The organism is Candidatus Methylacidiphilales bacterium (genome assembly GCA_025056655.1).
In the GTDB taxonomy this organism is placed as follows: domain Bacteria; phylum Verrucomicrobiota; class Verrucomicrobiia; order Methylacidiphilales; family JANWVL01; genus JANWVL01.
Map to the genome: position 1 here is coordinate 1 of JANWVL010000112.1, position 19,442 is coordinate 19,442.

General features: G+C 48.4%; 19 protein-coding genes and 2 tRNA genes. 12 read left to right on the forward strand and 9 right to left on the reverse strand.

Going from position 1 to position 19,442, the window contains the following annotated elements; translation table 11 throughout:
* The 3 genes from NZM04_07540 to NZM04_07550 all read left to right on the forward strand — a co-directional run.
* Positions 1 to 490 (forward strand): type II and III secretion system protein (locus NZM04_07540; GenBank protein ID MCS7063878.1); only part of this gene is annotated, 490 nt, incomplete at its 5' end.
* Between the two features lie 16 nt (positions 491 to 506).
* Positions 507 to 2,843: a hypothetical protein gene (locus NZM04_07545; GenBank protein MCS7063879.1), complete on the forward strand. Its 2,337-nt coding sequence runs from the start codon at positions 507 to 509 to the stop codon at positions 2,841 to 2,843.
* Positions 2,844 to 2,884: 41 nt separating this feature from the next.
* Positions 2,885 to 3,235, forward strand: coding sequence for a hypothetical protein (locus NZM04_07550; protein ID MCS7063880.1), 351 nt, complete (start codon positions 2,885 to 2,887; stop codon positions 3,233 to 3,235).
* A 3-nt stretch (positions 3,236 to 3,238) separates the two neighbouring features.
* Here NZM04_07550 and NZM04_07555 read toward each other — a convergent pair whose 3' ends face one another.
* The 4 genes from NZM04_07555 to NZM04_07570 form a co-directional block, all read right to left on the reverse strand.
* Positions 3,239 to 5,227 carry an SUMF1/EgtB/PvdO family nonheme iron enzyme gene (locus tag NZM04_07555; protein ID MCS7063881.1) on the reverse strand — a complete coding sequence of 663 codons (1,989 nt, stop codon included), beginning with the start codon at positions 5,225 to 5,227 and terminating at the stop codon, positions 3,239 to 3,241.
* Positions 5,228 to 5,601: 374 nt separating this feature from the next.
* Positions 5,602 to 5,847 (reverse strand): hypothetical protein, encoded by a 246-nt coding sequence (locus NZM04_07560; GenBank protein ID MCS7063882.1) that lies wholly within the window; start codon positions 5,845 to 5,847, stop codon positions 5,602 to 5,604.
* A complete protein-coding gene (gene rlmN, locus NZM04_07565) occupies positions 5,844 to 6,926 on the reverse strand; it encodes a 23S rRNA (adenine(2503)-C(2))-methyltransferase RlmN (GenBank protein MCS7063883.1) in 1,083 nt (360 codons plus the stop codon). The genes NZM04_07560 and rlmN overlap by 4 nt, the downstream gene beginning before the upstream one ends.
* A 7-nt stretch (positions 6,927 to 6,933) precedes the next feature.
* Positions 6,934 to 8,613 (reverse strand): S8 family serine peptidase, encoded by a 1,680-nt coding sequence (locus NZM04_07570; protein MCS7063884.1) that lies wholly within the window; start codon positions 8,611 to 8,613, stop codon positions 6,934 to 6,936.
* A gap of 197 nt (positions 8,614 to 8,810) precedes the next feature.
* Between NZM04_07570 and NZM04_07575 the strand changes: the two genes are divergently transcribed.
* The 5 genes from NZM04_07575 (at position 8,811) to NZM04_07595 (ending at position 12,001) form a co-directional block, all read left to right on the forward strand.
* A complete protein-coding gene (locus NZM04_07575; protein MCS7063885.1) occupies positions 8,811 to 9,974 on the forward strand; it encodes a hypothetical protein in 1,164 nt (387 codons plus the stop codon).
* Between the two features lie 56 nt (positions 9,975 to 10,030).
* Positions 10,031 to 10,113, forward strand: a tRNA-Leu gene (locus tag NZM04_07580).
* Complete coding sequence (locus tag NZM04_07585) at positions 10,089 to 10,763, forward strand: DUF6498-containing protein (GenBank protein MCS7063886.1); 675 nt, start codon at positions 10,089 to 10,091, stop codon at positions 10,761 to 10,763. Before NZM04_07580 ends, NZM04_07585 begins: the two co-directional genes overlap by 25 nt.
* A gap of 15 nt (positions 10,764 to 10,778) precedes the next feature.
* Positions 10,779 to 11,795, forward strand: a complete 1,017-nt coding sequence (ruvB, locus tag NZM04_07590) for a Holliday junction branch migration DNA helicase RuvB (protein MCS7063887.1) — start codon at positions 10,779 to 10,781, stop codon at positions 11,793 to 11,795.
* Between the two features lie 56 nt (positions 11,796 to 11,851).
* Positions 11,852 to 12,001: a hypothetical protein gene (locus tag NZM04_07595; protein ID MCS7063888.1), complete on the forward strand. Its 150-nt coding sequence runs from the start codon at positions 11,852 to 11,854 to the stop codon at positions 11,999 to 12,001.
* A 101-nt stretch (positions 12,002 to 12,102) separates the two neighbouring features.
* Here the strand turns inward: NZM04_07595 and NZM04_07600 are convergent, their stop codons facing one another.
* Together NZM04_07600 and NZM04_07605 are read right to left on the reverse strand one after the other, a co-directional pair.
* Entirely contained in the window at positions 12,103 to 12,615 is a 513-nt protein-coding gene (locus tag NZM04_07600) for a BsuPI-related putative proteinase inhibitor (protein ID MCS7063889.1), read from the reverse strand.
* A 46-nt stretch (positions 12,616 to 12,661) separates the two neighbouring features.
* The gene (locus NZM04_07605) at positions 12,662 to 13,855 is read right to left on the reverse strand and encodes an HRDC domain-containing protein (GenBank protein ID MCS7063890.1); all 1,194 of its coding nucleotides are present in this window, start codon (positions 13,853 to 13,855) and stop codon (positions 12,662 to 12,664) included.
* Between the two features lie 110 nt (positions 13,856 to 13,965).
* On the opposite strand from NZM04_07605, the gene moeB reads away from it, so the two are divergent.
* From moeB to NZM04_07620, 3 genes are read left to right on the forward strand one after another with little or no spacing between them, the layout of a single operon-like run.
* Complete coding sequence (moeB, locus tag NZM04_07610) at positions 13,966 to 15,156, forward strand: molybdopterin-synthase adenylyltransferase MoeB (GenBank protein ID MCS7063891.1); 1,191 nt, start codon at positions 13,966 to 13,968, stop codon at positions 15,154 to 15,156.
* Between the two features lie 2 nt (positions 15,157 to 15,158).
* A complete protein-coding gene (gene clpS, locus NZM04_07615) occupies positions 15,159 to 15,461 on the forward strand; it encodes an ATP-dependent Clp protease adapter ClpS (GenBank protein MCS7063892.1) in 303 nt (100 codons plus the stop codon).
* 1 nt (position 15,462) lies between these two features.
* A complete protein-coding gene (locus NZM04_07620; protein MCS7063893.1) occupies positions 15,463 to 15,939 on the forward strand; it encodes a DUF2017 domain-containing protein in 477 nt (158 codons plus the stop codon).
* Between the two features lie 5 nt (positions 15,940 to 15,944).
* Here the strand turns inward: NZM04_07620 and prfA are convergent, their stop codons facing one another.
* Both prfA and NZM04_07630 read right to left on the reverse strand, forming a co-directional pair.
* Positions 15,945 to 17,042 carry a peptide chain release factor 1 gene (gene prfA / locus NZM04_07625; protein ID MCS7063894.1) on the reverse strand — a complete coding sequence of 366 codons (1,098 nt, stop codon included), beginning with the start codon at positions 17,040 to 17,042 and terminating at the stop codon, positions 15,945 to 15,947.
* A 98-nt stretch (positions 17,043 to 17,140) separates the two neighbouring features.
* Positions 17,141 to 17,416 carry a type B 50S ribosomal protein L31 gene (locus NZM04_07630; GenBank protein ID MCS7063895.1) on the reverse strand — a complete coding sequence of 92 codons (276 nt, stop codon included), beginning with the start codon at positions 17,414 to 17,416 and terminating at the stop codon, positions 17,141 to 17,143.
* A gap of 75 nt (positions 17,417 to 17,491) precedes the next feature.
* On the opposite strand from NZM04_07630, the gene NZM04_07635 reads away from it, so the two are divergent.
* A tRNA-Ile gene (locus NZM04_07635) sits at positions 17,492 to 17,564 on the forward strand.
* Between the two features lie 56 nt (positions 17,565 to 17,620).
* Here the strand turns inward: NZM04_07635 and yidC are convergent.
* Positions 17,621 to 19,438, reverse strand: coding sequence for a membrane protein insertase YidC (yidC, locus tag NZM04_07640; protein ID MCS7063896.1), 1,818 nt, complete (start codon positions 19,436 to 19,438; stop codon positions 17,621 to 17,623).
* Positions 19,439 to 19,442: the final 4 nt, after the last annotated feature.

Consider the following 19,442-nt stretch of genomic DNA (forward strand, 5'->3'; position numbering starts at 1 on the left):
AACCCAAGGCATAGGAGTATCCCTAGAGGTAGTGCCAACAATATACCCAGACCGCAGAATAGACTTAGACTTAAAGCCAAGAGTCACTGATTTTGAGGGATTTATAGATTATGGTGCGCCAATAAATCAAGGTGACATCTATGACGACGATATCATTACACTGGTGCGGGGCAAAGTAAATTATCCGGTTTTTAACAATCGATCAATAAGCACTAAAGTCCAAGTTGTTGACGGTCAGACTGTTGTAATGGGAGGTCTGATTCGAGAAGATACAGAAAAAATTAGGGACAAGGTGCCTGTTCTGGGCGACATCCCTCTTGTTGGTCGGCTATTTAGAAGTGAAATCGATAAAAACGTTAAGCGAAATTTAATTATCTTCGTTACTGCTAACATCATTCGTTCGACGGGCAAGCCATATTATGAATCAGTGAATCCCGAAGCGACTTTTGTGAGCGAGACAAGCACCAACATTGACTCCCTTCCTCAGTAAAAGTTAATGTAAAATTATGAAATACTTATTCTTTGCAGCCTATCTTCTCTGTGGTTTAGTAAATCTACATTCGCAACAGGCGAAGCCTAAGACTCAACCTATAGATCCCGTTCAGCAAAGGGAAATCGTTAGAAAAAAAGAGGCGGTATTTTCGGCTGTTCAGTCTATAGAAAATGCTTCTATTAAAGAAAGAACGGGAAACTTAGAGGAAGCCTTTGATCTTTATAATCGTGCTGCAGAAGTTTTTCGAACAACTCCTCAGGCAGAGGCTTACTACCAGCAAGCATTAGAAGGTATGCTGAGAGTTGGAGAAAAACTATATGAACAAGCTAAAGAGAAAGGAGATCTAGAATTAGGTTCCAAAATTGTAAATCAACTTTCAAGCTTTGATGCTAACAATCCTAAAATTATAGAAATGAAACAGGCCTTAGATAAATCGCTAGCCAATCCTGGCAGCGGCGACTTTAAAGTTAATCCTGCCGTAACAGAAGCATTTAAAAATAAAGTCGAAAATGTTCAGCGACTTTTAGTTGAAGCGGAACAGTTTAGAAGAACGGGGCAATACGATGAAGCGGAGAAACGACTTAAAAAGATACTAAGTCTAGATCCTTACAATCTTGCAGCATTGCAGGCTCTTGAACGCATCTTCAATGAGAAACATGAATTTGCTGAGAAATATAGAGAAATGTCTAGAGAGCGCTCTCTTCTTGAATTGAAGCAGCGGTGGTCTGAGCCATATAGAAGATCAGAGTTTGAAGAGATTACTGAAGAGAGCATTACTCCAATGACTCGTTCTGTTCGATTCGATACCAGCCGAAAACTCCGTTCTATAATTATACCCTCACTAAATTTCAATGATGCTAGCATTGATGAAGTAGCTGCTTTTTTAAATGCCAAGGCTCGTGAATTGGACCCAGAAAAGGTAGGGATTAATTTTATCGTTCAACCTGAAGCAGCTGTATCCGCTACGCCCGTTACACTTAATTTAACAAACATCCCGCTAGATGAAGCCTTGAGATACATAGCACAGCTTGCAAACGTTAAAACGCGTATAGAAGAATTCGGAGTGCTTATAGTTCCTCTTACAGCAGCCACCGATGTTTTGATACGGAGGACGTTCAATGTTCCCCCAAATTTCTTCCCTGCTACGATGGATGATCAAGAAGCTAATAACCAGCAGCAAGGTCAACGCCGTCGCCCTACTGGGACAGCCAACAGGGGTAACGTCCGAGTAGCAGGCAATCAGGATGTTCAAAGGTTTTTAGAATCTCAGGGTGTAGAATTCCCCGATCGAGCTAGTGCGGTCTATATTCCTGCATCTGGAGTTCTCCAGGTTTATAATACACAGGAGCAAATTGATCTTATAGAAGAGTTAGTAAATGCCGTATCGGGACAGTCTCTGATTGTAGAAATCGAAGCTAAATTTGTAGAAATCAATCAAGAAGATTTGATGGATTTAAGTTTTAATTATTCACTGGATCCACGGTTTACATTCCTTGAAGCTATAACACGTGGTAAATCACAAGGGCAACTTTATGTGCCCTCCGCTCAGACAGCACTTAGAGGTTCGCAAGGGTTTGCAGCAGATACTTTGGATAGTTTAATAGGGAGAAAAAATCTCCCCTCTGCACACCGTTTTGATGTTGCTGGTTTTCTTAACGGGCGTTTTTATTCAGCTGTTATTACAGCATTAAGTCAAAAGCGAAGTGCCGATGTCCTCGTCTCTCCGAGCCTTAGAGTAAAAAGCGGCGAGGATGCAGTGATCAATATGTCTCGCACATTTTACTATCCAACGGAGTTTGAGAAGCCTCGAACCATTTCGATTCCTATAAATACATTTGGTTCGCTAATTGTGGGGCCTGCTGTTGTGATCCCTGCCTTTCCAACCACTTTTGATAAGCGTGACATAGGGATCAAGATGAATATCAAGCCACAGGTTGGAGCAGATAACAAAACGGTAGATCTTTCGCTATTCCCTGAGTTAGTGGAATTTGAGGGATTTATAAACTATGGTGACAGAATATTTATTCCTTCTAGCAGAGGTCCTGTTTTACTTTCAGAAAATAAAATTGAACAACCCGTATTTAACACGCGTCGAGTCAACACTAAGGTGCTAAATAAAGATGGTTATACCGTAGTTCTAGGCGGCCTTTTGAGGGAGGACGTTCAAAAGGTTAGTGATAAAATACCTGGATTAGGGGATATCCCGATCGTTGGTCGATTATTCCGATCCGAAGCGGAAAGGACTCAGAAGAAGAATTTACTAATATTTGTGACCACGCGAATATTGAGGCCAGATGGCGAGCCGTATAATCAGGTGAACATTGAACAGCTTTCTCAAGTAAACTTTTAAAGAAATAACAGGGTTGGCATAGAAAGTGCTAATTTTCGGGCATGAATCTAGAATTTACGAATAAGGAGTATTCAAGTGGGAAATTTAGATTGGTTGAATCTAATCTGATTAAGAAAATTTATTTAGCTCTAGCCTTAGGAGGGTGTTATTTGCATGCGTCGCTGACAATGGCATCGCAATACACCTCTCTAGCTGTGAAAGGCGATGTAACTTACACTGCGAAAGGGACAAGACATCTGCTAAAACCGGGTTTGACGCTATCGGTTGACACTATTATTATTTCAGGTGCAAATGGGCAAGCTATAATCCAACTTGGGCAGAGTTTTCAGGTTTTTCAGATCACGTCGAATACCAAGGCTAAGCTTGCTGCTACAGGGGTAGAAAAGCTCTAAGCTTTAGCGTTTAGAATTGTCCTCATCTTGCGTCTCTTTTGCGGGGTTGTTTAGTAGGATGGCGCCATCCGGCAGTTTATCGCTAGCGCATCGAAAGCCGATCCAATTAGACATATAGTCCGCAGTGTGTCGACGGATGCGACGGGTTATATCAAGCTCCTTGTTGGTATAATTACCTCCTCGTATGACCGGGACATGCTCGGAGCTTATTCGTGAACTATTATCCCATGTATCCGTCCATTCGCTTAGGTTCCCAGCCATCGCATACACACCATACGGACTTCGATCTTCAGGAAATGAGTCGACAGGGGCTGGGCCGGCATAACCATCTACATGACCTCCTGGTTGTTCTTGGGTAAAGCTGTAGTCAATTCCTGAGTTGGCTTTTTTTTCATCTGGGTCGTTTCCCCATGGAAATTTCTGCCCATCTGTTCCACGGGCAGCCTTTTCCCATTCGATCTCTGTTGGGAGACGTTTCCCTGCCCATTTTGCGTAGGCATACGCTGAATACCAGTCTACGTTGAAGACTGGGGAGTCCATAGTTAGCAATTGTCCATTAAAAGGTTTGCGTGCACGAATGCTTGATAGAATTTTATCCCAATCTTGGGGCACGTAGCTGCGATTTTTATCTACTAGGGATGAGTGGGCATAGTCCGAGGCATTTTTTTTGGTGGCAATATCTTCTAGAAATTTTTGATATTGACCTATGGTAACTTCGTATGCATCGATGTAGTATTTGTCTGTTGTTGCAGTATTCCCGTCTTGATAAATGAAGTCTCCGGCTGGAATCTCGACCATGTAATTGAAATTTCTGCCGACAGGGTTGTATGTTATTTTTTGGATGATTATCCAGCTTACGAAGGCACATGAAGCTAAGAGTAGAATAGCAAAGAGAGTGAGCTGGATATTTCGCTTTTTTTCAGCTTGCGCGGCTAGCTTTTGGGCACGTTCGTGTTCAGGTGTGACAGCGATTTCCTTTTTAGGAGCTAGATCAATACAAATCTGTTGAGCTTGGGCTTGAATGGCCTGAATGTCGGGGTTTTCGACAGATGCTGAGACCAGGAGCTCCTGCACGCGTAGAACCGAAGGGTGGCTTGTGTTAAGAAGTTGACGGCATGTGTTAACGATACTTTGTAAACGGAGGGAAGCTCCCGGGGAGTCGGGTAAGTCTGGGTCGACGCAATTTTGTATTTTGACTACACCATCGTCAGAGAGATAGATTTGCTCATCGCTTATCGCGGGATGTTTTATTTCGAGTGATTTCCAGTGAAGAAGAACAGTCGTGAGCGTGTGTATGATCGTGGCAATTAATCGCGGTTCGAGTTTTTTTCCTGATCGTAAAATGTCACGCAGACTAGGGGCTTGCCAGTATTCGCGGACAATAGCTGGGCGTCCTGCAATCTCTGTGGCTTGATAAACGGCAAGAACATTAGGATGTGTGGCTTGTGCCATACTGGCAGCCGATCGGATCAGGCGTGAGTGGGCGGCCTCGTCAGTTTTAGCAGGGAGTATGGAGAGAAGAACTTTTCGGTTGATGTTGCGTTGGGTTGCCTCGTAACATTCGCCCAACGAGTCATCGGGGAGTTTCTTTTCAATAAAGTAAGGGTTCCAAAATATACCTTCGAGAGTTGGGAAGAGGCTAGCGATAAAAATATCAAATAGGTTTTCCTCGCACGGCAGACCTAGAATAGGAAAGCCTTCTAGATAAGGGAGATAATCAGTAAGGTCATAAATACTCGTAACTAAAATCGGCACGCTTGGGTTTTGAGCACGAAAGTTGTAAAGAAACTCTAGGGTGTTGTTTGTCTGGAGATATACTTCTGTGAGGAGCAGGTCTATTTTTTTTTCTGTAGAGTTAGAGTTAAATTCAGATAATCCCTCTTCAGTTCCGATAACTTCAACCGTCGCATCAGGCAGAAGAGCCTGTATGCGCTCACTCATGAAGGTTTGGTAGATTGGTTCGGGGTGAATGATCAGAACGAATCGAGACATATCAAAAACTAATATGCTTGATGAGGGGAATATTCGCTAAGTGGCAGAGCCAGGAGGATGACCTTAGAATGAATGAAACTGCTAGCGCTCTGTAGCATTATCCTCACTCCTTGTTCCTCCATACCTTCTATTAATCTGGGATTGAGGTTCTGAAAAGCTTTTTTTGCTGGACTCGTGCTTCGGGGTTGCCTCTACGGAATAAGACGAAGAGATTTTCGACATTTGAATGAAGTAATTTTTTACCCACGGTGAAATTAAGAAAAATAAGATTTGGAGAATTATCGCAATGGTAAATGCGATTACCGCGATGCGGTAGGTTTTTGGGCGGATGCGTTGAAATCCCGAGGGAGGGAGGGAAGGAAAGGCAGAGGGATTCATGCAGTGAATGGACTGTGCTTGAGGCCTGAGTAGTAGGATTCGAGCCAGTCAAGCGCTTTTTTGTAGCTTTTTCTCTCGAGATAGTGGCGAAGTTGTGGATGAGTCTCGGAAGGAGCTTGGGTTTCAAGGGTAGCGAGTGAGTGAAGGGAGCTTGCTATGCCAGTTGGATTTTGCGAGCGAATGGCTTGGTAGTAGCGATTAAGCTCTGCGAGTAAAGTCTGATAGTATTCCAAGCAATTCATGGAGTGGTGCTAACATCAGAAGTTAAAAGTTGCTGATGGTTCTGCAACTGTTTTAGGCGTAATTGACCGCATGCAGCATCAATATCATGTCCCTTTTCATGACGAACCGTTGCAGAAACGCCATGCTGACGAAGAGTATGAAGAAATGCCTGGATTCGATCAGGGGAAGGACGCCTCCATGGTAACGGATCCACTTTGTTATAAGGAATGAGGTTTATCTTGGCGCGAATCCGTTTAGCATGTTGAGCGAGTAAGGTGGCCTGTTCGAGTGAGTCGTTCAAATCTTCAATGAGGATGTATTCAAAAGTAATTAGGCGATTTTTCTTTTTCTGATAGCTTGCACAAGCTTCTAGCAAGAGAGAAAGTGGATATTTGCGGTTGATCGGCATGATTTTGTTTCGGATATCATCGGTGGCGGCATGAAGTGAAATGGCTAAAGCAAATTGTTCGGGACGATCGGCGAGCTTCAAAATTTGAGGCACAAGACCGCTTGTGGAAATGGTGACATGACGGGCGCCAATGTTTAAGCCCCAGGGTGCATGAATAATCTCTAGAGCTCGCATGAGGGAATCGAAGTTAGCGAGAGGCTCGCCCATTCCCATAAATACAAGGTTATCAACACGTGTCTGTGTGAGAGCTTGTATCTGTAAGATTTGGCTAACAATTTCTGCTGGCGATAAATTCCGTTTCCACCCCTCGAGTCCACTAGCACAAAACTTGCAACCGTAAGCACAACCGACCTGTGTTGATAGGCAAACTGTAAGACGTTTTGAACGTTGACCGTCCTGTCCAATATTTGCAGGGATCAGAACACTCTCGATATAGTCACCTGATCTCAGTCGCCATAAAAACTTCTGTGTAGAGTCGCTTGATCCTTGAATCTTGACTAAGGATAATGCGTTAAGCTCCCATTTGTCCTCCAGTGTGTGTCGGAAGGATAGAGGGAGATTGCTCATTTTCAGAAAACTCAATGTCGCTTTCTTGAAAATCCAATCTAACACCTGATCCTTACGATAAGATGGCTTATCCATTCCCTCCCATTCGTCTGGAAGGTGGTCGAGTAAAAACGGTTTCAACATATCGGCATCAAGGCTGTTTGAATTGATCGCGTGTAATGAGTGTCTGAAGCGTTTGCTTCTTTCCTCCGCTCCATTGAGGCATATTTACGGTGGAGGTGAGCTCAATTTGGCCTCGTTGCTCTAAGTCACGACGGGGAATGAAGAGTGTCTGAGAGGCTGTTTGACCTATACCTAACATGGGAAAATAAAGTCTTTGAGTCGGAAGCCATGACATGTTCACGTCCACATAGATGTTACTTTCAGAACGGGTGCCGCGGTTTTGAACGGAAATTTGGACAGGAATGAGATCTCCCACCTCGTCAGGGACGTGATGACTGACGATTGCGACATCGCGTAGGTTGGGGATATCCTGGTTTAGTAAGCGCATGATATTGATCATTCCATGTCCGTATATCGGATCGTATCCGGGCGCGCCGGAATCGTCAGAGTAAGTTTGCAGCATCTGGATCAGGCTCTGTGGAGTGAGAGACGGGAATTTGTTTAACAGGTGAACGATAGCTCCCGAGACTACGGGAGCAGCAGCTGATGTTCCTGAAAAACGCACAAAGGCCTCGTCTTTCCAAGCTGCGTTTATTCCCCAACCCGGTGCGGTCAGCACAAGGTCATAGCCTGTATTTGAAAACGGCAAATGCTTTCCTGCTGCATCGACTGCGCCGACGGATAGAACGCCGGGGTATGCAGCTGGGAAGGCTACTCTCGGTTGTCCCTGGTTTCCAGCAGCCGCTACTACAAAGACCTTTCTTGCTAAAGCATCTGCGATAGCTTCGCGCAAAAGGCTGCTGTCTCCGGCGCTTCCTAGGCTTAGGTTGATAATCCTAGCGCCGCTCTGCAAGGCCATCTGAATCCCTTGTGCTAATGTAAACGAGTCTCCGTAACCGTCATTGCCTAGCACTGGAATGCTATGGATGATACTCTGTGGTGCGATTCCTGGCACAAGCGGATGATTTCCGACTAAGATTGAGGCTATTGCCGTCCCGTGGCCTGAGGCTGCAGTTTCTGGTTGATTGAGCAAATCGCTCTTGGGTGGAGGCATGGAGATGACCCGCCCAGCTGGTATAGCACTATGGGGTCGGATAGGCGTGTCTAATAATGCAATTATTATTGGAACATTTCGAGAGGCTTGGCTCAAATTCAAACCAAGCCAATCCACAAGGTTGTTGTGAAAAGATTGATAATCGGCTGGATTAAACGATTTGTTTTCAGCGTTGCTAAATGGTGGGATTGAGATGCGGTAGTTAAAATCAATTCCTAATGGCTCTGGGGCTTGTTCTAAGACGTTTCCAAACTGATATAAATTTTCAAATTCGACAGCGATTGCCCGATATGCGGATATCACCCCGATGGTCTTCAGCCCATACCTATCGGCTATTTCACGAAATTGCTCCAGTTCTTCATCGGTAGCAAACCGCAAGACTCTTTGGTTTGGAATTGCTCCTCGAGGCAGTTGAGTTTCGTAGCGTTGTCCTTGAGGAGTCGCGCGCGATGTTTTTTGTGAGGCCTCCTGGTCTATGCTGTTGATTAGACCTTCAAAATTTAAGGCAAGCTCCGGGTCCCCGTGAGAAGTCCTTGCAGGGGAGTAAGGCTTTTTGGGATTCGGTTTGTAGAGAGTTTTTAATAGAAGAACCCCTAAAATTGCGAGCCCGCAGATTAACGCAAAACGAGGGTTCACCCTGAAAGCTTTGTGCATAATCATATCTTAAGCTGTTTTTCCAATTCTGCGAGATTTCATCGAGACGAGCCGACAGACTGACTGATTATAAAACTATATCTTTCCAACAGACAATAGGACTACTTTCTTCATTGCTAATAAATGTCCTCAATCCCAAACTATCATGCCAACATCCAGACGTTGACCGTGTAGATCACTTTGATAAGTTATGTCGCATGCTCAGAGGCAGCTCGGTGGCGTCACTCCTGTTTTTAGGAGTGGCATTTACAACTTGGGCTCAGCGAGATTACATACTCCGTGAAGATAACGGCCGGGTTATCCTTGTGCCCAAGACTCGACTTCAAAAAAAAGCAGAAAATCAAGCTGCTTCGAGGCTTGCAGAAGTCTCTCGCCCGATCAATGATCAGCGTCAGATACGTGAATTTCGCTCACCTCTTCCTATCACAAGCGGGGGGGCAACTCCTGCGCCACTGCCACAACGCACACCGGCCAATCCTAATGAATCATATCCCCGAGAGCAGAGTGAATTCGGAGTTGGCCATCCACGCCGTCCTACGCAGACTTTACAGCCTGCTGATCCGGGAGCTTTAGAAATCGGCAGGCAGGAAACTGGGCGATTAACGTCCCCGGATGCAACTATTGATGGAGTCAGCGTAGAGATTATTGCCCCCAAAGTGGATGAAGTTTTAAGAACCAACGAAGCCCTTGTTTTTCTGAAAGTCAGCGGTTATCCAATCAGTCCCACCGCGTTTCGCGTAAAAGCGATCTTGGATAACGAATCGCCGAGGACGCTCGATAATATTCGGAAACCGATTATTTTTAATAACCTCTCACAAGGTGGGCATTTGCTTCGCGTCTACTTAGTCAAGCCCAATGGTCGTGTCGTAGATGATCCAGGAGCTTTTGCTATGAGACGCTTTTACGTAGGGCAGAAAGATTTTCGCCACCAGATTGATGCCTTAGCTCCGCTTCTGACGGTGAATGATCCAGTGGCGGGACGTATTGAGTTAAGCCCCGCGGGGCTGTTTTGGTTTGACTTTTTGACTCGCAATGCGCCCATCGGTGAGGGGGCTTACGGCATCCGATACCGCTTCAATAATGTCTCTGCGACGGTTTATAGTCCTAAACCGATCTTTTGGCGCGGTCTTAGAGAGGGCCGATATCAGTTCACTGCCGAGCTGATCGATCCGGAAGGAAATGTTGCTGCAGGCCCATTCAACCGCGTAGAGCGGGAGTTTGAAATTGTTATAAACCAACAAGCTGGTGGGGTGGCAGTCCAGAATGATCATCAAAAACTTCAACTTCAAAATCTTCAACCTACCTCACCATCAACCTCTGATGCTGATCCGCCTCTTGATATTGATATTCCGTCTCCATAGGGCTTTTGAAATAAGAGTTGCGGCGCACTCATAAATCTCATAGGAAGAATATTACTGCCGGCGTGGCGAAATGGCAGACGCGATAGACTCAAAATCTATTATGGGCAACCATGTGTGGGTTCGAATCCCTCCGCCGGCATGGGAATAACAGCATTCATGACGGCGAATCCACAAGAAGGTAAAGCCACTTCGCGATCAGATCCGCCTGCTTTGTGGCAAGTCTTGGGGCTGAATATCGTTCCCTTACTTGGGGTGCTGCTTTTCAAATGGGATGCAGGCACGCTACTCGCTGTATATTGGCTTGAAAATGTCGTTATCGGGCTTTTTCATGCCCTGCGACTTGCAACGGCGCGTGGGATTTTTTGGGAAAAACTTTTTCTTGTGCCTTTCTTTCTTATGCATTACGGCGGATTTTGCGCGGGACACGGAGTGTTTATCGTAGTGCTGACACAAGGTGATAAAGCTTTGGACTTAGTCTTCCAAGGCCAGTGGAGTGAAGTGGAGACCATTATCTTTCATGGACAATTCAAAGTGCTTCTTCTTGCTTATCTCATCATAAATGCGTCGGATTTCCTCTCATGGTATAAAAAACCTCGAACGGAGGCCGCTCGGGACATGATCGGCGCGCCATATCCTCGGATCATCTTCTTACATCTCGGCCTTGTGATTGGAGGAGGGATTGCGATGCTTTTCCAATCTGCGCTCTGGATTCTTTTGATTTTGGTCTTGGCCAAATGTTACTATGATTTGCGAGTCCACAAAATGCCTTGGGGAAAAGTAAAAAGTTGAATTTGGTTATCTTCCATGAAATCCAGCACGCAGGATGAGCTTCATAAAAGGGATTTTCAATTTGAGAATACGCTGCGCCCATCTCTTCTTAAAGATTTCATCGGCCAGGAAAAGGTTAAGGAACGTCTGCAGGTTCTTATTCAAGCAGCTAAACTTCGTGGAAATCCGCTTGAGCATCTTCTTTTCAGCGGGCCTCCGGGGCTCGGTAAAACCTCCTTGGCTCACATCATTGCCCATGAAATGGGGGCGTCTCTCAAATGCACATCTGGTCCTGTGATTGAAAAAGCTGGTGATTTGGCTGGTCTTTTAACTACGTTGCAGGAGGGCGACTTGCTTTTCATTGATGAAATTCATCGGCTTGACAAGACCATCGAGGAGTATCTCTATCCCGCTATGGAGGATTTTCGTATAGATATCATCATCGACCAAGGCCCGAACGCACGAAGCATGCGGCTTAATCTTCCGCGTTTTACCTTGATTGGTGCAACTACGCGCAGCGGGATGATTAGCGCTCCGCTTCGCTCGCGTTTTGGAATGCACAATCGCCTAGACTACTATACGGCAGAAGAGCTTACCCGAGTCGTCTTGCGATCGGCACAAATTCTAGGTGTTTCCATTGAACATGAAGCAGCTTTTGAAATAGCTCGTCGCTCGCGAGGCACTCCACGGATTGCAAACAATCTGCTTCGCTGGGTCCGGGATTTTGCATTGGTTAAAAATGCTGGTCATGTGACAGTGGCGATCGCTGACGCAGCTTTGCAGATGATGGAAATCGATCAAGATGGGTTGGATGAGCTGGACACGCGTCTTCTCGAAACGCTGATTTTTAAGTATCAAGGCGGTCCGGTTGGATTACAGTCTCTTTCAGTCGCTGTGGGAGAGGAGGCGGGCACGATCGAGGAAGTGTGTGAGCCTTATTTAATCCTTTGCGGATTTGTTCATCGGACTCCACAGGGGCGGATTGCGACAGAGCGCGCTTTCAAAAAATTTGGAGTGACTCCTCCGAGCAGAACGGGGGATTTCTTTAGCTAGGCTTTGTCTGTTGTAGGGTTTGACAGGAATAGTCGTGTAAGTAAGTTAACTACGTTATGAATAAAATCATTCTATCTCTTGTTATGTTGGCCTTTGCAGTGAGCGCTTCGTTTGCTGCAGGCTGCGGTGGTTGTCCCAAGTCTAAGAAAGAGGGCAAGAAGGGAAAACCCAAGCAGGAAGAGAAACAGGAAAATCGGCAGTCCTGATTAGGGCTTAGAAAAAAGACGAGCGGCTGTCAAAAGACGAGTGGCTGTCTTTGAGGGTATTTTTTGCGAGCTAAGCCAGAGTTTTTTGTCTGCGCTCTGGCTTATGGGACAGAGAAGGCCTTTTGGGTGTTGAGGACTTCATGCTCGACTAGCTCGCCTTCGGCAACGTATTCGCCTGGAGGCAGAGATATGGTCTCTTCGTAGGTGGCGGAGTCGTTTGGGTTTATGGCAAGCGTGCCAAGGACTTGAGCGTAGAGCTTTCCAGCGGAGGAGTTGAAGATCGTTTTTCCCGAGCTATTTCGGACGCGGATTTCATATCTGCGGGCTGTAGAAAACGGTAGGGTGATTACTCGGCGGCTTTTGTTGGTGACGCTGAATGTTAATTTTACTCGGTGTTGACCGAGTTTTTCGATGTTGAGGGTGGGCACGATTTGTTTGTAAGGGATTTCGTTTGCGCGATGGATGCGATTGACGTCTCCGCTCATTCTGAGCTTTTTGGGGTTCGGATTTCTAAATTTTTCGGGGACTGTTTTTTTGCTGGGAGAAACTTCAATAGCGCTGATGGTGGCGGCATTTATTAGTAGGCTGATGAGGGGGATAAAGAACAGTTTCATATGGAGGGATACTACTAAGAAATAGGAATTGGCAAAGGCAAGTTGATTATTGCGACTTTTGTGAAACTTCAGTGGGGTCGGATTTCTGGATAGTCTGCAGAGCCTCAGCGAGGAGGTCGTGTTGCCAGGGGGACCAACGGTAGGTATCGAGGAGGAGTTGTGGGGAGTGGTGCGGATCGCGGCTTAGAATGGTGAGAAGTTGCTTAGAGGCTATGAAAGATGGGGCTAAGTTGCATCGTGCGGCGGCGGAATCGCGGGCAGTTTTGAGGATCTGCATGTTTCTATCGAAATGGGGATTGTGGGTTTTGGGCGAGGGTTTGGGAGGGTGAGCTTCGTCGGGGGCTGCTGAACGGGCGGTATGTATGATCTTGAGAAGTTGTTGTGCGATGTGGGGGTGCCGAGAGAGCCAACGGAGTGTGGGGGGCCATTGATCGAGGTGGCGCGTCTCAAGGCTCCAACGGACTAGGGTGAGGAGTTGCTCGTTGTTAATGACTTTGAAGACGGGCACATCTCTACGCTCTGCTTCTTTTTCGCGCCAAAACCATAGGGCTTTCAAGATCGATAGGCCTTCTTGTGGGAGGTTTCTTGATCCGCGGATGCGCCAACGGTCGTCGGTGTCGTTGTCGTCGAGGGTTCCCTCCTTTGAGCCAGAGTCGGCATTGGAAAAAGCAAGGCGCATTATGCGATGGCATGTCTGTTCGTGCCATGATAAGCGATTGTGGGCAATGAGCTCAGCGCGCATTTTTTCTGCGAGTGGCTGTAGGTAGAAGACATCTGCTATTGCGTAGCGCAACATTTTTTCGGGCAGCGGTCGAATTGACCAATCGTCGCGTTGGCTGGATTTATTGAGACGGACTCCGAAGTAACGCTCGACCAGGGCTGCATAACCGAAGGCTTGGATATTTAAAATCTGAGCGGCAACTGCGGTGTCGAATATGGCTTGAGGGGGATGCGCGCCGACTTGTCTTAGCATTTTGAGGTCATACTCCATGCCGTGGAAAATCCAGGTGTGGCGTTGCCAGAGGGGCCAGATGGCAGACCAATTGTCTATGGCTAAGGCATCGATGAGGGCGTGTTGGGGGCCGTGTGCGAGGGCAATGAGGCATAGTTTCTCTCGATAGTGGTGCAGGCTGTCGGCCTCGATATCAAGGGTGAGGGGGATCTCAGGATTTAGGGAGCGTGAAAAGCGGATGAGTTCTTGGGTTGTGTGAATCCATTTGAATTTATCTGGTGGCTGCATTTGAATTTTTTGGAATAGGTTTAGCTTAGCTTAAAATTTCAATCATGGTGTTTTTTAGGTGAAGAGGGATTTTTTATTTAATAAGTATCTTGGATGGCTAATATAGGGGTATGAGCTTTATTCAACGGATTGCTGATGCGTATACGGTGGTGGGTTTTAACAATGATGAGATCAAGCGATATGGGCGTCACTTGATCATGCCTGAGGTGACCTTGTCGGGTCAGCAGAAGCTTAAGTCGGCGCGAGTGCTTTGTATAGGGACTGGGGGGTTGGGGTCTCCGCTTTTGGCTTATTTGGCGGCTGCAGGGATAGGGAAGATCGGGATTGTGGATTTTGACACTGTGGATTACTCGAATTTACATCGCCAGATCATTCACAAGACGCGGAACGTGGGGAAACCTAAGATTGAGTCGGCGATTGAGACGATCCGCGAAATTAATCCTTACGTGCAGGTGCAGCCTTATCAGACGGCGTTGCGGTCGGAGAATGCGCTTGAGATTATGAAGGATTACGATGTGGTGGTGGATGGGACGGATAATTTTCCGACGCGTTATTTGGTGAATGATGCATGTGTGTTGCTAGGTAAGCCGAATGTGTACGGGAGTATTTTTCGTTTTGATGGGCAGGCGACGGTTTTTTGGGCAGAGAGGGGGCCTTGTTATCGCTGTCTTTATCCTGAGCCGCCTGAGCCTGGGATGGTGCCGAGCTGTGCGGAGGGAGGTGTGTTGGGAGTGTTGCCTGGGGTGATCGGTGTGATTCAGGCGATTGAGACGGTGAAGTTAATTATTGGGGTGGGTGATTTGTTGATTGGGCGTTTGTTGCTTTTTGATGCATTGAAGATGAAGTTTCGTGAGCTCAAGATTCGTAAGGATCCGCGTTGTCCGATTTGTGGGCCGCAGGCGACGATCAAGCATTTGATTGATTATGATCAATTTTGTGGGGTTGTTCCTCAGCAGCAGAATGGGAGGGTTGATGGGGAGATAGGAGAGATGTCGGTTATGGAGTTGTATGAGGCTTTGAGGAGAGATCCTGGGAGTTTTGATCTGATCGATGTGCGTGAGGTTCAGGAGTGGGAGATTGCGCGGATTCCGGGGGCGAAGTTGATCCCGTTGAGTGTGCTGCCTGAGCGGATACATGAGTTGGATAGTTCGCGTGAGATTGTGGTGCATTGTAAGTCGGGGGTGAGGAGTCTGAAGGCTTGTCGGTTGTTGTATCAGGCTGGTTTTCGGAAGTTGAGGAATGTGGTGGGGGGGATTGATGCGTGGAGTGCGGAGATAGATCCGTCGGTGCCGACTTATTGAGTATGGTGGAGTTGCCAGTGAAAAATTCGACGAGAGAGAAAGAAGGGATTCGTTCTCGCCCTTCGGAGGCTTTGGATAATGGGTGGTCGGTGGTTGTGTGGAATGATCCGGTGAATTTGATGAGCTATGTGACGTATGTATTTATGAAGGTGCTGGGTATGAACCGTGCGATGGCTGAGCGGCATATGTTGGAAGTCCATGAAAAGGGGAAGAGTGTAGTTGCGCATGAGAGTAGCAAAGAGAGAGCGGAATTTATAGCTAGGCAGCTTCATAGTTATAATCTTCTGGCGACGATTGAGTCGTGATATGGAGCTAGGGGGTCAAAAGAAGGAGCTGCGGTTGGATGCAGCGCAGTGTGCGGTGGCTGTGAGGGCTGGGGAGTTGTTGATGGAGTTGTATCGCCAGAGGGAGGTGGTTTCGACTTACGATGATGGATTTTTGGGGAGGAGTTGGGATGAGGAGTGGCTGGAGATGTTTGAGGATGAGCGGCAGGGGGAGTGGAACGAGGAGCGCTTGGATCGGTTGGAGGTTTGGCTTCGGAGGGTGAGGAGGGGGAAGGATGAGGAGGGAGCGGTGTTTGTTCTCGATAGTGAGTGTGTAGATTGGGCTTTGAGGGTTTTGAATGATTTAAGGCTTTCGTTGGCTGTGAAGTATAAGGTGACGGAGAGGGATATGTCTCTTCATCCGCTTAAGATTAGGGGGGCAGAGAGGAGAGAAGCTATGTTGTTGATTCATTGGTGTGCGGCTTTACAGCAGGCGCTTTTGGAGTCGGTGCAGGAATGAGGGGGTTAGAGATGGGCGGTGGGTTCTGTTTCGAGCTGAGCGAGGCGCCGCTGGATGTCGTCTTGGAGTAGGGCTTGAAGGAGTGGTTCTATATCGCCATCCATGAATGCGGAGAGATTGTAGAGGGTGAAGTTGATGCGGTGGTCGGTGATGCGGTTTTGGGGGTAGTTGTAGGTGCGGATTTTTTCATTGCGATCGCCGGTGCCGACTTGTGCTTTGCGTGCGGATGCGTATTTGGCGGCTTCTTCGGATTGTTTTTTTTGGAGTAGGCGGGCGCGGAGGATGGAGATGGCTTTTTCGCGGTTTTTGATTTGTGAGCGGCTGTCTTGGCAACGGACGATCATGCCTGTGGGGATGTGCATGACTTGCACAGCGGAGTCTGTGGTGTTGACGCCTTGGCCTCCTGGGCCGCTGGCGCGGCAGACTTCGATGCGGAGTTCTTCGGGTTTGATGACTAGGTCGACTTCTTGTGCTTCGGGGAGGACGGCTACGGTAGCTGTTGAGGTGTGGATGCGGCCTTGCGCTTCGGTGGCGGGGACGCGTTGGACACGGTGGACGCCACTTTCGAAGCGGAGGGTTCTGAAGACGTCTTCTCCGTTGACTTGGAAGATGATTTCTTTGAAGCCGCCGAGGTCGGAGGGGCTGATGTCGTGAATTTCGATTTTCCATCCTTTTCGTTCTGCGTAGCGGGAATACATTCGGAATAGGTCTGCGGCGAATAGGGCGGCTTCATGGCCTCCGGTGCCGGCGCGGATTTCGAGGATGGTGTTGCGTGATTCGTTTTCGTCTGGGGGGAGGATGCCGAGGAGGATGGCGGTGTGGAGTTGTTGGCGTCGGGCTTCGAGTGTGGGGATTTCTTGTTGGGCGAGCTCGGCGAGGTCGGTGTGGTGGGGGTCGTTGATGAGGGCTTTGGTTTTTGCGAGTTCGGATTCGGTCTGAAGGAGTTGTTCCCAATCGCGGAGGAGTTGTTTGATTTTGTTGTGTTCTTTGGTGAGGGATTGGGCGCGTTTGGGGTCGATGGTGAAGACGACGCCGGAGGCGAGTTCGTCTTCGAGTCGTGTGAGTCTTGCTTTTAGTCGCTGGATGTGTGGGGAGAGATCCATGGGGAGGAACGGGGTGGGGATATGTGAAGTGGGGATGGGTGGAAATAAATAAGCCTAGGTGATTGACCTAGGCTTATGGGGTGATGGGGGAGGGGAAACTAGTTGTTTTTTTTCTTTTTGGTGGCGGCGAGGGTGGTGGTGCCGTAGCGGCGTGAGAATTTTTCGACGCGGCCAGCGGTGTCAACGAATTTTTGTTGTCCGGTGAAGAATGGGTGAGAGACTGCGCTGATTCCGAGGGAGACGACATAGTGCTCGACACCGTTTATGACTTCTGTGCGGTTGGATTTCATAGTGGAGCGTGTGATGAATCGGGCGTCGCTGGCGGTGTCGACGAAGACTACGGGGTGTAGTGGGGGGTGGATGTTTTTTTTCATAGGATGAGGGGGAGGATGCAAGATTTTGTTTGGGCAATCAATCAAAATTGTGTAGTAAGGTATGGCTGTTTGGACGGCTCTGTAGCTCAACGGTTAGAGCAGAGGACTCATAATCCTTTGGTTCAGGGTTCGAATCCCTGCGGAGCCAGAATTCTTGGGGCGTGTGGGAGGTTGGGGGTGTTGGTTGAGGGGTGTGGATGGGGATTATGGCTTTCGTTTCTTGGCTTGTTGTTGGAGGCGGCGCTGTTCTTCGAGGGCTCTTTGAAACATTTCGAGGCGGGAGTTGGGTTTGCGTTCGACGCGTTTGAGTTGGGGGATGGGTTTTTTGAGGTTGTGGTATGTCTGGATGATGGAGACGAGGTTGTTGACCGTCCAGTAGAGGGAGAGGGCTGAGGCGAATCCGTAGAAGAGGGGGATGAAGATGAGGGGTAGCCAGCGCATGATTTTGTATTGTTGGTTTTCGGCGGTGGTCGGGGTCATGTGCATGATGTAGATGGAGGTGGCTGTCATGATGAGGGGGAGTGGGTTGATATCGAGGCCGATGATGGGGATGGTGAAGATGGTGTCGGGGCGGGAGAGGTCTTTTATCCAGAGGAATGAGGCGTGGCGGATTTCGATGGCGTGCTGGAGCATGGTGTAGAAGGCGATGAAGATGGGGATTTGGGGGAGGAGGGGGAGGCAGCCGCCGAGGGGGTTGACGCCGTAGTCGGTGTAGAGTTTCATTATTTCGGTTTGGAGTTTGGTGGGGTCGTCTTTGTATTTTTCTTGGAGCTCTTTCATTTTGGGGGCGAGCGCTTGGATTTTCTTCATGGATCGGTTTGCGGCGGATTGGAGGGGCCATAGGATGAGTTTGACGATGATGGCGAGGAGAGTGATGGCGAGGCCGTAGGATTGTATGGGAGGGAAGATGGCAAGGGTGTGGTAGATGGCGTTCATGGTGTGGAGGAGAGGTTTGACGAGCCAGCTGAAGAAGCCGAATTCCATGATTTCTTCTGTGTGGAGGCCAAGTTTTTTGATGCGGTTGTATTCTTTGGGGCCGATGTAGAGGAGGAGCTTTTGTGTGATGGAGCCTCGGGGCGGAAGAATGGACTCGGGGAGGGTGATGTCGGCTCGGACGCCGCGGGGTGGGAGTGAGTAGGGGGTCCATGGGGGAAGGACGAGTGGTCGAAATTCAGTGCGGGTGAGGTGGGGGTGGTCGAGCGGGAGGGCTACTGTTACGAAGTATTGGTTTTTGAGGGTTACCCAGAGAGGGGGAGTGGAGCCGGTGTCGGTCCAAGCTTTTGGAGGGGAGAGTGGGATGCCGAGGAAGTTGAAGCCGTCGAAGCTGTGAGCCATGGTTTTGTGATAGTGAGCTTGGGGGTCTAGCCATCCTGCACCGATGAATTCTGGGCGGTCGTGGATGCATGTGGGGGCGGCATGGCCGAGGTGCCATTTGGATGCGGGAATGGTGATGGGTGAGGAGGTGGTGTTTTCAAGGGTCTGAACTACTTGTAGGGCGTAGTCGTGTGTGAGGGTGAAGGTGCGACGGAGGAGTAGGCCGGGGAGGATTTCGGCATGTGCTTGGATGGTGGGGGTAGGAGCGTCGGCGGGCTTTGTGAGGGTGAAGAGCGTGGGGGTCTGGGGCGTGTCGTTGTTATATTGGGTGGAGAGTATGGCGGTGCCTTGTGTGGCGGTGAAGGTGATGTTTTCCTGGGTGGAGGTTTTGTGTTTTTTGAGGGTGGCTTTGTGTATGCCGCCGCCGTGGGTGGTGATTTGGAGGTGTAGGTAGTCGTTTTCGATGGTGAGGAGTTCTGCTGGGGGAAGGTTGGGTGGGGGGGGGGAGGCGCTCGAGGCAGCTGTGAGAATTGGAGGTGTCTTTTCTTGAAGGGGTGATGTGGCGGTCGGGTCTTGGCTGGAAGGAGGGGGTTGTGGAGGGGGTGTCTTGGTTGGGGGGGTGACGGGGTATTTTTGGGCGATGTAGAAATTCCATGCGATGAGAAGGATAATTGAGATAAGGAGGCCTATCCAACTGGTACGGTCCATAGGT

What these genes read in the sequence shown, in the direction of transcription:
- NZM04_07545 (MCS7063879.1), top strand. Translation starts at nt 507, where the DNA reads ATGAAATACTTATTCTTTGCAGCCTATCTTCTCTGTGGTTTAGTAAAT.
- NZM04_07550 (MCS7063880.1), top strand. Translation starts at nt 2,885, where the DNA reads ATGAATCTAGAATTTACGAATAAGGAGTATTCAAGTGGGAAATTTAGA.
- NZM04_07555 (MCS7063881.1), bottom strand. Translation starts at nt 5,227, where the DNA reads ATGTCTCGATTCGTTCTGATCATTCACCCCGAACCAATCTACCAAACC.
- NZM04_07560 (MCS7063882.1), bottom strand. Translation starts at nt 5,847, where the DNA reads ATGAATTGCTTGGAATACTATCAGACTTTACTCGCAGAGCTTAATCGC.
- rlmN (MCS7063883.1), bottom strand. Translation starts at nt 6,926, where the DNA reads ATGTTGAAACCGTTTTTACTCGACCACCTTCCAGACGAATGGGAGGGA.
- NZM04_07570 (MCS7063884.1), bottom strand. Translation starts at nt 8,613, where the DNA reads ATGCACAAAGCTTTCAGGGTGAACCCTCGTTTTGCGTTAATCTGCGGG.
- NZM04_07575 (MCS7063885.1), top strand. Translation starts at nt 8,811, where the DNA reads ATGCTCAGAGGCAGCTCGGTGGCGTCACTCCTGTTTTTAGGAGTGGCA.
- ruvB (MCS7063887.1), top strand. Translation starts at nt 10,779, where the DNA reads ATGAAATCCAGCACGCAGGATGAGCTTCATAAAAGGGATTTTCAATTT.
- NZM04_07595 (MCS7063888.1), top strand. Translation starts at nt 11,852, where the DNA reads ATGAATAAAATCATTCTATCTCTTGTTATGTTGGCCTTTGCAGTGAGC.
- NZM04_07600 (MCS7063889.1), bottom strand. Translation starts at nt 12,615, where the DNA reads ATGAAACTGTTCTTTATCCCCCTCATCAGCCTACTAATAAATGCCGCC.
- NZM04_07605 (MCS7063890.1), bottom strand. Translation starts at nt 13,855, where the DNA reads ATGCAGCCACCAGATAAATTCAAATGGATTCACACAACCCAAGAACTC.
- moeB (MCS7063891.1), top strand. Translation starts at nt 13,966, where the DNA reads ATGAGCTTTATTCAACGGATTGCTGATGCGTATACGGTGGTGGGTTTT.
- clpS (MCS7063892.1), top strand. Translation starts at nt 15,159, where the DNA reads ATGGTGGAGTTGCCAGTGAAAAATTCGACGAGAGAGAAAGAAGGGATT.
- NZM04_07620 (MCS7063893.1), top strand. Translation starts at nt 15,463, where the DNA reads ATGGAGCTAGGGGGTCAAAAGAAGGAGCTGCGGTTGGATGCAGCGCAG.
- prfA (MCS7063894.1), bottom strand. Translation starts at nt 17,042, where the DNA reads ATGGATCTCTCCCCACACATCCAGCGACTAAAAGCAAGACTCACACGA.
- NZM04_07630 (MCS7063895.1), bottom strand. Translation starts at nt 17,416, where the DNA reads ATGAAAAAAAACATCCACCCCCCACTACACCCCGTAGTCTTCGTCGAC.
- yidC (MCS7063896.1), bottom strand. Translation starts at nt 19,438, where the DNA reads ATGGACCGTACCAGTTGGATAGGCCTCCTTATCTCAATTATCCTTCTC.